Genomic DNA, 10,336 nt, shown 5'->3' with positions numbered 1-10,336 from the left:
TATGAATTTTGAATTGTTATTATAAAATATGACCAAAATCCAAAATCGTAAATCCAAAATCGAGTGACATAAGTCCCATAATCCAATAGGCTATTCTCAAGTGGTCATTTTACACAAACGTCAGATTTAAGACCTATTCCACCCTAATGTAAACTTTACTAAACTTTTGCAAGTGAGCTTAGGGGTAAAATTTAGAGATGTTAGGATGATTATCAACGTGACAACGTGCAGAATCTTCTTACACTTAATCATCACTCAGTCTTCCATAACAATCTGTAACGAAAAATGCGTCTAAAAATTGTTCAGAACTTTGATAGTAGTTTTACACTCGCACCTGAAGCTAAAGAAACTCTGTTTAAATTATTAATGGGGGAATCATTCTTAAGCCAAATCTGTCAAAATTTGCAATGGGAAAAAGTAGAATTTACAGAACTGCTTTTTCAGCCAAATCCTTACAGTTTAGATACACCTAAAGGGATGCCAGCAGAATTTGAACAATATCATGCATCTAGTGAATACACAATCATCAATGTACCACCCAATTTTATGTTTAATGCGAAAATTTTTCACCCTAGCCGCCTTTGTGCAGTTTACCGAAAAATTGCTTAACAAAGCAATCATGAAAATATGTTTTCTGATTAAGAGTTCCCTGTTCCCTCTTCCCTTTTTTGTAAATTTTGAATTTTCATTATGACTACTGAAACAAATATTCCTGCTTTAGCCAGTTTAGAATATGTGACTTACATCGATGAGAATGGTGAATTACCAGAAAATTTTACTGGACAAATAGGAGTTTACGCTATTTTCGATCAAGAAAAAAATCTCCAATTTGTAAGTTATTCCCGCGATGTTTATCTTAGTCTTAAGCAGCATTTAGTCCGTCAGCCAAAACAATGTTATTGGGTAAAAGTACAAACTATTGACCGTCCCAACCGCACAATTTTAGAAAATATTGAAAATGCTTGGATTGATGAAAATGGTAGTCTTGATTTGAGAAATGTAGAAAATAAAGAAAAATGGACTAATCCTATTAATGCTAAGGAAGTAATGACAACTGAAGAACAGACTAATTATCAAAATCAACTAATTGATGATTTAGATAAAATAAAACTGATTAAGAATGTGGCGCGGCGTGTTGAGGCAGAAATTTTATTCGTATTAGCATCACGAGGTGTAAAAACGCAAATTCGCTTTAATCCTAAATTAAAAGAACAAGGGTTGCTGGATTTGAAATAAGAATTTTGAAATAAGAATAAATTCAAATTGGGGTGAATTCCGAATATTTTCAAAAATGAACAATTTAAATTAAGCCAATTTAAATTAAGCCAATTTAAATTAAGCGAAGTTAGGATTTTTATGAGGGTCTTGGCTGCCAATACCAGATAAACTACGGTAAGCTGGATGCATGAACTACGAAATAGCACGTAAACTACTCATAGACCAAACAACAGATGAAGAAACATCAGATGCGTTGTTAAATCATCTAAAACAAGGAAAACTCCCTATACCAGGTCAAATTACCTCAATATTATTAGCCTTGAAAGTGGTGTTTGAAAACCTGAAAGAAACTTCTAGCTTAGATAAAGAACTTGCATTTGCCTTATATAAATTAGGTATTAAAGCTTTGCAGTTCTTTGCTGCCGGACGCAAAGCAGGTGTTGACTGGCCACCACTACTTAAAGAAGATTTGCAACGCATTTCTCTAGCAGCAGAAAGTATATTTTCCGGCACATGGGAAACCCTACCCGCTGGAAGCAAGCTAAAGGATGAAGGATGATGCGAAATTCAAAATTCAAAATTACAAAACCTACACCCTTAGTTATTATTAACGGGTTCTCAGTTCTGCTTGTAACTTATCCAAATCAGATTTAAGAAAAACTGTTATTTGACCGCTCAAAGCCTTACCTTGCCTGGGTTGAGCAATTTCTACCCAATAGGCATAGCGATCGCCTACCCGTAATTGTCCCTTTAATGCTTCTCGAATTGGGGTTTTTGCCAAACGTGCCTGATTAATTGCACTCTGGTTAGGATACTCGTAAACCACCTGGGCGCGATTATAGTCTTGATAAATATCCAAGCTATAAATTACCCGCAAAGATTCTTCAAGACGCTGAAGTGTCACACCATTAACACCATCATACATAGTCATGCGCTCAGTACGAATGGTGCTGCGATCTGGAGTAAATGTCACCTTACCTGGAGGTAATACCGACGCTTGAAAAGTGAATCTTTGGGCGGCCGTATCACTTTTACTCACAAACAATCGCTCCCCACTTCTAGGACGAAGCGTCGGATGGGCTTGAATCCAGGTTGTTACTTCCTCTGTACTTTCTCCTGGTAACGCCTTAGCTAGAGAATTTAAGAGTATTTCCCCGGATAACCAAGGAATTAGGGAAAAAGGCAAAATTAAAAAATTAAGCAGCGATTTTTTTAGCATTTTCCTATTTAGAAATAACATCACCATTAAAAATAGTTTTCCCTGTGTTGTCCATAGAAAACTTATAGATCCCCGACTTCTTTGAGAAGTCGGGGATCTGAATCTTTTCAAGAGGGTAACATTGCCACCTTGATCACTTTACGTGCTTTCATATCAGCAAACACCTGTTCTAAATCTTTTAATGACCGCTGTTCACTGATTAGTAACTCAAAAGGAATCTTCCTACTAGCTATTAGTGACAACGCCGCCCGTACATATTCAGGTGTGTTGTGAAATACGCCTTTTAGGGTTAATTCACTATAATGTAGCTTTTCTGTATTTACGGTAATTGTCGTATCTTTGGGACAACCACCAAATAAATTTACAGTCGCACCGGGACGGGCGCAAGCGATCGCTATTTCCCATACACTCGGAACTCCCGTAGCCTCTATCACCACATCCGCACCCCAGCTTTCAGTTAATTTCTTGACTACACCAGGAATATCCGCTACTTGATGATAATTAAAAGTTTGGGATGCACCCAATTTTTTGCCAATTTCTAGCCTTTGGTCATTCCCTCCCCACAGCAAAACCTCTACTTTCGCCGCTAAAACTGCCACAAACATCAGCCCAATTGCCCCATCTCCCAAAACAACTACCCGGTCTTGAGGTTTAACATGAGAACGGGCTACCCCATGCAATACACAGGCTAGAGGTTCCGTCATTGCTGCCAATTCAAAGGGTAACTCATTGGGAAGCCGCAACATATTTTGCTGTACAATCGGTGCGGGAATTTTCAGATATTCGGCAAAAGTCCCATTATTCCATGTCAAATTTGGACAAAGAGAATATTCTTGACGTTGACAAAAAAAACATTTCATGCAAGGTGCAGAATTATTAGCGACAATGCGAGCGCCTATCTGCCAATTAGTTACACCAGTACCCACAGCCACAATTGTTCCCGCAGCCTCATGACCAAACAACGTAGGGGGAGTCAACATTTTCGCATGGCCACCACGTCGCCAGACCTTTAAATCCGTACCACAAGTAGTAGCTGCCCCCACCTGAATCACTACTTCCCCCTCTGCTGGAATTGGTTCAGGGACTTGTTCTAGACGTAAATCTTCCTGTCCATAAAGTAAAGCTGCTAACAAAGCTGTTCACCCAAGAATGAAGCTGCCAACTGATTTTACAAAAAAATGCGCCAACTATGAAATTTTCCTCTGTCCGCTAAGGCAATGTTTGCCCTACCTTCTTAAGTCGTTTCATCCCCTTGGGAAGAATTCCTGTAAATCGAATCAAAAAATGATTTTCCTCAACAGCCGATTTTTTCATGACTTTGGCATAAATATCTGGTGCTTCCGTAGACAGTGCTGTTTCTGTTGATAACTTAAGTTTGAGATTACTTAATAGCTGTAAATCCAAGCTAGAGCGTAGTTGTGCGCCGTTCTCTGAAAGTCCAACGATTGCACCTGTAAATATTTTCCCATCTACGTGTTTGCCATGTAAAACAATAAATTCAATAGGTAATTCTTCACTTAAAATATCTATATCTTCATTAATTTTTGGCAAAAACAGATTATATTTTTCGCCAATACCACCTATTTCATAAACAGTGATCGGATGTTTGATTCCTTTCGGTTCCACTTGCAATTGATTATCAATTCTTAAATCAATATTGGCATCTTTCCAAGTATGCTCAGAAATGAGAATTTGTCCTCCTACTGAATATGATTCAATCCGAGCCGCTAAATTGACATGACTGCCAATAACTGTGTATTCAGCGCGTTTTTGGGAACCAATATTTCCAGCTACAACTTCACCTGTATTAATGCCAATTCCCATTTCTAGAATTGGGAGATTCATTTGTTGATTTTTTGCATTTACCTGTTGCATAGCCAATTGCATAGCCACAGCACAAGCGATCGCTCTTTGAGAATCATCTTCACGACTAATAGGCGCACCAAACATCACCAAAATCCCATCGCCCATAAAATCATTAATCGTACCTTTATGCTGATTAATGATATCTGTCATCACTTCCAAATAAAGATTAAGAATTTTCACCACCTGTTCAGGAGGAAATTCCTCAGAAATAGCTGAAAATCCTCTGACATCAGACACTAGAATTGTGACTTTTCTACGTTCTCCCCCTAGCTTCAAACCAGAAGGAGTTTCTATTAAATTAGCGACCACTTCTTCTGTGAGGTAACGCCCAAAGGTTTTTTGCAGACTGGCAGCACTATGGGCAATATACTGAGTAATAGCTATGGTCGCTCCTGCTAATCCTAACGCTGGTGGAACTATAGGAATCCACCATCCAACTAAAAATGCTAAGAAGCAGCCGCCAATTAAACCAGTACCAGCAACAGAAATACTGACAATAATCAAAAAGATATTGTGGCGTTGCTGCCAAGATAATATAGCGCCAATAGTTGACCACAGGAAAATCCACAGCCATTCAAAAGGCTCATTTCCAGATTTAATTAATGGACGACCATCTAAAGCCGAACTCAAAATTTGACTGGTTAAATTAGCATGAATTGTTACACCTGCCATCCGTTCAGGTGCGGCAAATACTTTACTACTATATGGTGTAAAAAAAGTATCTCTCAAACTCTCCGCAGTTGAACCAATTATTACTACCTTTCCCCGCATCAAATCTGGTTCAATACTGTTTTCTAGAACTGCGGTGAGGGAAACCTTGGTAAACTTATCTATCCGTCCTCTGTAGTTTAATAGTACTTGGTAGCTGCCAGCATTTACCCCGACATAACCACCATCATTAGCTTGGAATCTCGGAAAAATACCCTTACCCAATTGTAAGTAATTTGGGTTAGTGGTAGCCTCTTTCTCTGTAATCCCATCCGATGCTAAATACGATAATGCTAGTTTCAGACTAAAACTTTCTATGAAATTATCATCATCTGAAAACAGGTAGAGCATTCCTCGACGAACTCTACCATCTCCATCTACAGGTACGTCATTTCCCCCTACCTGCTGACGTTGCTTCAATAGAGGTGGTGGTTCCACGGGCGAACTATCAACGCTCTCAAGAACTTTTTGGATTCCAATCAAGTTGGGGGTAGACTCAAATACTTTCACCAAGTCTTGATAACCAGGATTGACAACTAAGTTACGATAAATGTCTAAACCGATCACTTTGGGTTGTTGTTGCTTAATCCTATTTAATAAGGTGGCAAGTACTGCATCAGAAATAGGCCAACTTTTCTGTTTTTTGATATCTGCTTCATTAATTTCAACTATAACTATGCGGTTATCAACTGGCTCTTGTGGACGAAGCAGAAAAAATTGATCCAAGGCTGTCAATTCTAGAGATTGAAGCAATCCAATCAACCGTAAGGCGATCACAATCAATGTGACATTGGGAACAGCTATTACAACCCCACGCCATTCCCATATTCGCTGTTTCAGCTTTTCCCACATAACAGTCAGTTATTAATTCTTGGTCTGACAAGAATCGAGTAATGGCTCAGATAGGATGTCATTTAATCCCACTGATGTTAACAATTGTCTCCAATTTAGCTTGATTACTAAGTCATTTGGCTGAGTACAGCGTAACTCTACTGAAGTAGTTAGTGCTTCATGCCAAATACCGGATTCTGCGTAGATACTTGGTAGTTGCCATGCGGTTGCTTTTGCTAAAGCATTTAATAAAGTTAAGTCTGCTTGTGTACGTTTTACTAAACCCGCTACATAAGGATTGTTGCTAGAGTCTTCGCCATCACAAATTATTGTTAGATACCAGCGGTAAGTTTTACCTATTGCTAATTCAGGTGTATTTTTAGGGAGGGTAAAGCTAAGAATTCCTGGTTGTTTAGGAAGCGTTATGTCTGTTTCATAAAATGGTTGTTCATCTCCATTTATCTCGATAGTAAACTGGGCGGTTCTGACTGGGAGAGTAGGCACAGACCAATAAAATGTAGGATGCCCATTTAAAGTCAGCCCTAATTTATCGGCAGGGATTAAGGGCGTTATTTCTTTTTTGCCTTGGAGACATGAGGCACTACGGGTTGCAGCACCCACCGTTGGGGGATTTGGATCTTTTCCTCTTTGTGGCTTAAATTTCTGACTAATTCGCCAAGTTTTTGGTGTTGGGTGTGACTGAGCTAACACTGATGCCGTGGTAGTATACGCAGTTAAAGAAACCATCAGTAAACACAAAGATGCCTGGAGCCATTTCATGATTATTTACCCCTTGATTATTGTTTGTTACTCCCCTGACTTGAAAATAAGACCCCACCCCTAACCCCTCCCTGCTGTTTCGTGGAGTGGAATAAGAAGTTTTTCATGTGTCCTGGTGTACGCAGTTCATGATGGCTACTTAGATTTGAAAGTATTTTTAACTCATTAAGAGTCTATAACTCTGCACTAGTTTCACCAACTGCATACTATGGAATACAGCGTGTTTTGAATGTTTTACGAACCAGCTTGGATTATTTGATAATTTTTTATATACAAAGGTTAAAATCTTGCAGACGTAAATTTTCTGAGGAAGAGTTCCCTCTTATAATCTCAAATTGATTACTCAGTAACAAAATTTCAATTGCCTAAAGCGATCGCAGCATTTTGTCCACCAAAGCCAAAACTCAAACATAGCAACCGCTGCATTTCACTATTTCTTGCTGCTGTAACGAAATTTAAATCAAATTCTGGTTGCTGCAATCCCACACAAGGTGGAAACTTTTTATACTTTAAACCCATAAGCGAAAAAGCCACACCCAAGGCTGCGGATGCGCCTAATGTATGCCCTGTAGCACCTTTGGTGGAACTAATAGCTACTTTTTGAGGAAATAAATGCTGTATTATCTGGCTTTCTATATGGTCATTGAGGAGAGTAGCTGTACCATGAGCATGAATGTAGTCTATATCTGCTGGTGTTAAGCTACTACGTTTTAAACATTCCTTGATGGCTGCGATCGCACTCTTACCTTCTGGTTCGGGTTTGTTAGCATGATATCCGTCTGCTGTCAAGCCAAAACCGAGAATTTCCCCATAAATCTTCGCTTGGCGCTGCTTTGCCAATTCCGCAGATTCGAGAACAAACACAGCCCCACCTTCTCCTAGTACTAAGCCTTCTCGGTGTAAATCAAAAGGATAAGCGCCTGTTTTTGCCAAAGCACCCATTTGCTGAAATCCAGAGATGGTGAGAGGTGTAATTGGTGCTTCTACTGCACCAGCGATCGCTCTTTGATATTGCCCAGTTTGAATCCCAAAAGCCGCTTGAGAAATTGCCCAAATTCCTGTAGAACAAGCCGCCATAGGTGCTAAAACTGTCCCTGTTGCCCCGATTTTTCTGGCTACAGCGATCGCATTCATGTGCGGTAAGGTATTCAACCAATTTTCTAAATTTAAAGGTTTTTGGCAGGCATTTTGACCATACATCTGCCGCGCCCATAACTCCCAATCGGCTTGATAACTACGACTAGAACCAATTACCACAGCACAGTCAGGTAGAGGTGCGATTAGTTGGGCATCTCGCAAAGCAGAAGTAACAACCATCTGAGTCAGCGTATTCAAATCAGATGGTTGTTGAGCAATTAAGCCTAAAGGAATTATCCCCAGTTCTGGAAAAAGTTGATGTAATTTAATGCCCGTTTTACCCGCTAACAAATTTTGCCAGCTATCTTCTAAGCTTGTGCCTAAAGCGGAAACTAAACCAATACCAGTAACAACAACCTTCACACAATTCGTAATTCGTAGTTCCTAATAGTGCTTCCAGCAGGCTACGCCAACGTAATTTTTAGGGCGTATTGCAATACGCCCCTACTTACTACTGAGGAGTTTTCAGGTTTTCTGCACCTTTGGTAACTTTAGCAGAATCGATGGTATCGCCCTGCTCGATTTTGTTAACTACATCAAAGCCTTCGGTGACATAGCCAAATACAGCATAGCTACCATCTAAGAATCCCTGATCAGCCAAAGCAAAGTAAAACTGAGAAGAAGCTGAATCAGGCGTTTGCGATCGCGCCATTGCTACCGCTCCTTGCTTATGCTGTAATTCAGGCTGCTCAGTAATAGTCTTACCATAAATTGGGTCTTTCGCGCCTTTTGGCTTAATTTCTAAGGGTATACGGCGTTCAGTTCCAATTTTGGGGTCTATATAGCCACCAGTTCCATTTCCTTTAGGATCACCACCTTGAGCCACAAACGGTTGAGGTTCACGCACAACGCGATGAAATACCAACCCGTTGTAAACACCTTTCTGTACTAAATCAACGAAGTTACCAGCAGTTATTGGCGCATTAGTACCATCCACTTCGATGGTAATTGGTGAGCCTTTAACTGTCATCACCACAGTAGCTTGACCTTCAAGCCGTGGTAAATCTTTTATTCCCGGAATCTTCTCATTGCTAGTTTCTGATACCGTTGTCGCTTCAGTAGTTGACTTGGGGCTTACCTCAGTTGCTTTTGAGGTAGCTGTCGAAGTGGGAGATGTATTAGAAGCTACGTTTTCTGCTGAACATCCCCCCAACATCAGACCACCAATCATCAACAGAGCAACCAGAAATTGTGAAAATTTTAATCGCATTGCCAGTTACTGACTCAACCAGAGTATCTTAGCTTCTCTTCGCAATTTTAGATTTTGGATTTTAGAACAGGGACTGGGAAGAGGTTATGGATAATCTACCCCCTGCTCCCTCCTCCCTGCTCCCTGCCTCAATTCTTAGAGTCCTTCTAAGGGTACTCCCAAAAATCTTGCCAATTCAGCACCTTGAGTTTCCAAATCAGCTAAAGATAAAGGTTGACCTACCCGCGTCAGGGGGATGTCTCTTCGTCCCTTAACTCTTAGATAAAGAGCGCGTTGGGGATTGAGACCTTCCTTGATAGAGATACGTACAGATTGCACATCTTGGATGCGATTTTCAATCTCAATTTGGCGGTTTTTACCAGGAAAACCCCAGCGGAAGATTTTGAATTTGCCAGTTTCCTGATTAAATTCGTTGTAGCCGCCGCCAACGTCCCATAAAATCACTAACCACAGGTATGATGCTAATAGCACTCCAGCTGTGCCGTATAACCCCATCACCAATCCTTGAGGGACAAATATCAGTTGAGTTGCATCTGTAACTATGAGTAAATTAACTTTGAGATAGCTGGAGATACCAGCCAGCAAAAAGCCACTTGCTCCCAAAGTAACGATAGTTGCCCACCAGTAGTTGCTAAACCGACGAGAACCGAGAACGTTTTGATGCAAGAGGCTATCGCCTTTATTAATCGTTGTTGATGCCGTCATGGAACTACCTTGGCCTGTGAGATATTCTCTCTCAAAGTCTGCCACTTGAGCAGTGTGTATTGCAAGTTGTAAGATTATGAGAAAATCTGTGTCAAATTGTTAAATTTCTGATATTCATATATTTATATAGTTTGAAATATCTGATTACCTTCCGCATCTACAGCACAAATTCTGACTAATGTGATAAGTTAAGAATCATTAAGTTACTACAAGCTAGATTACTAGTGACTGGTACGTATAATGGCATAATCCTGAGAAATACCCAACTACTCACGTTGTCAATTCTCAGCATTTTAGCCGCTTATAAAGGGCTAAGTGTGTCAAAAAAAACGTTGAATTCCTCGCGGCAGTCGTTCATGGGATTTGATCCCAAGATTGCACAGCCTTAAAAACGTGGCAATTTTAGTAAAAAAGAGGATTGTAGTTCAATGACCATCGCAGTTGGACGCGCCCCGTCGAGAGGGTGGTTTGACGTATTAGACGACTGGTTAAAGCGCGATCGCTTCGTATTCGTAGGTTGGTCAGGAATATTATTATTCCCCTGCGCCTTCCTCGCACTAGGCGGTTGGCTAACCGGTACAACCTTCGTCACATCCTGGTATACCCACGGATTAGCATCCTCCTACCTAGAAGGAGCTACTGTGCCACCGTAATGACGAGTG

At 40.4% G+C, this 10,336-nt stretch carries 10 protein-coding genes and 1 pseudogene; 4 read left to right on the top strand and 7 right to left on the bottom strand.

The window, feature by feature from the left end; translation table 11 throughout:
- Positions 1 to 285 precede the first annotated feature (285 nt).
- The 3 genes from A9Y75_RS03470 (at position 286) to A9Y75_RS03460 (ending at position 1,777) form a co-directional block, all read left to right on the top strand.
- On the top strand, positions 286 to 609 hold the full coding sequence (locus A9Y75_RS03470) for a hypothetical protein (RefSeq protein ID WP_071188172.1): 324 nt from the start codon (positions 286 to 288) through the stop codon (positions 607 to 609).
- An 81-nt stretch (positions 610 to 690) separates the two neighbouring features.
- Positions 691 to 1,236, top strand: coding sequence for a GIY-YIG nuclease family protein (locus A9Y75_RS03465; protein WP_071188171.1), 546 nt, complete (start codon positions 691 to 693; stop codon positions 1,234 to 1,236).
- 169 nt (positions 1,237 to 1,405) lie between these two features.
- On the top strand, positions 1,406 to 1,777 hold the full coding sequence (locus A9Y75_RS03460) for a Dethiobiotin synthetase (protein WP_071188170.1): 372 nt from the start codon (positions 1,406 to 1,408) through the stop codon (positions 1,775 to 1,777).
- A 48-nt stretch (positions 1,778 to 1,825) separates the two neighbouring features.
- On the opposite strand, the gene A9Y75_RS03455 is transcribed toward A9Y75_RS03460, so the two are convergent.
- The 7 genes from A9Y75_RS03455 to A9Y75_RS03425 form a co-directional block, all read right to left on the bottom strand.
- Positions 1,826 to 2,437, bottom strand: coding sequence for a hypothetical protein (locus A9Y75_RS03455; RefSeq protein ID WP_071188169.1), 612 nt, complete (start codon positions 2,435 to 2,437; stop codon positions 1,826 to 1,828).
- A 107-nt stretch (positions 2,438 to 2,544) separates the two neighbouring features.
- Complete coding sequence (locus A9Y75_RS03450) at positions 2,545 to 3,570, bottom strand: alcohol dehydrogenase catalytic domain-containing protein (protein WP_071188168.1); 1,026 nt, start codon at positions 3,568 to 3,570, stop codon at positions 2,545 to 2,547.
- A gap of 76 nt (positions 3,571 to 3,646) precedes the next feature.
- Positions 3,647 to 5,863 carry an adenylate/guanylate cyclase domain-containing protein gene (locus A9Y75_RS03445; RefSeq protein WP_071188167.1) on the bottom strand — a complete coding sequence of 739 codons (2,217 nt, stop codon included), beginning with the start codon at positions 5,861 to 5,863 and terminating at the stop codon, positions 3,647 to 3,649.
- A 12-nt stretch (positions 5,864 to 5,875) separates the two neighbouring features.
- Positions 5,876 to 6,622 (bottom strand): DUF928 domain-containing protein, encoded by a 747-nt coding sequence (locus A9Y75_RS03440; RefSeq protein ID WP_071188166.1) that lies wholly within the window; start codon positions 6,620 to 6,622, stop codon positions 5,876 to 5,878.
- 357 nt (positions 6,623 to 6,979) lie between these two features.
- Complete coding sequence (locus A9Y75_RS03435) at positions 6,980 to 8,122, bottom strand: beta-ketoacyl-ACP synthase (protein WP_071188165.1); 1,143 nt, start codon at positions 8,120 to 8,122, stop codon at positions 6,980 to 6,982.
- An 88-nt stretch (positions 8,123 to 8,210) separates the two neighbouring features.
- On the bottom strand, positions 8,211 to 8,969 hold the full coding sequence (locus A9Y75_RS03430; RefSeq protein WP_071188164.1) for a peptidylprolyl isomerase: 759 nt from the start codon (positions 8,967 to 8,969) through the stop codon (positions 8,211 to 8,213).
- 135 nt (positions 8,970 to 9,104) lie between these two features.
- Complete coding sequence (locus A9Y75_RS03425) at positions 9,105 to 9,674, bottom strand: photosystem I assembly protein Ycf4 (protein WP_071188805.1); 570 nt, start codon at positions 9,672 to 9,674, stop codon at positions 9,105 to 9,107.
- Positions 9,675 to 10,102: 428 nt separating this feature from the next.
- Here A9Y75_RS03425 and A9Y75_RS26075 point away from each other — a divergent pair.
- Positions 10,103 to 10,309: pseudogene (locus tag A9Y75_RS26075) on the top strand (photosystem II D2 protein (photosystem q(a) protein)); the annotation flags it as partial.
- Positions 10,310 to 10,336 lie beyond the last annotated feature (27 nt).

Origin of the sequence: Trichormus sp. NMC-1, from assembly GCF_001858025.1 — a bacterium.
Taxonomy (GTDB): domain Bacteria; phylum Cyanobacteriota; class Cyanobacteriia; order Cyanobacteriales; family Nostocaceae; genus Anabaena.
Note: the sequence above shows the minus strand (reverse complement) of the source record. Positions and strands in the feature narration are given on the sequence as shown.

Bases quoted from the DNA above. Each gene is read 5' to 3' on its own strand.
- A9Y75_RS03470 (WP_071188172.1), top strand. From the start codon at position 286: ATGCGTCTAAAAATTGTTCAGAACTTTGATAGTAGTTTTACACTCGCA.
- A9Y75_RS03465 (WP_071188171.1), top strand. From the start codon at position 691: ATGACTACTGAAACAAATATTCCTGCTTTAGCCAGTTTAGAATATGTG.
- A9Y75_RS03460 (WP_071188170.1), top strand. From the start codon at position 1,406: ATGAACTACGAAATAGCACGTAAACTACTCATAGACCAAACAACAGAT.
- A9Y75_RS03455 (WP_071188169.1), bottom strand. From the start codon at position 2,437: ATGCTAAAAAAATCGCTGCTTAATTTTTTAATTTTGCCTTTTTCCCTA.
- A9Y75_RS03445 (WP_071188167.1), bottom strand. From the start codon at position 5,863: ATGTGGGAAAAGCTGAAACAGCGAATATGGGAATGGCGTGGGGTTGTA.
- A9Y75_RS03440 (WP_071188166.1), bottom strand. From the start codon at position 6,622: ATGAAATGGCTCCAGGCATCTTTGTGTTTACTGATGGTTTCTTTAACT.
- A9Y75_RS03430 (WP_071188164.1), bottom strand. From the start codon at position 8,969: ATGCGATTAAAATTTTCACAATTTCTGGTTGCTCTGTTGATGATTGGT.
- A9Y75_RS03425 (WP_071188805.1), bottom strand. From the start codon at position 9,674: ATGACGGCATCAACAACGATTAATAAAGGCGATAGCCTCTTGCATCAA.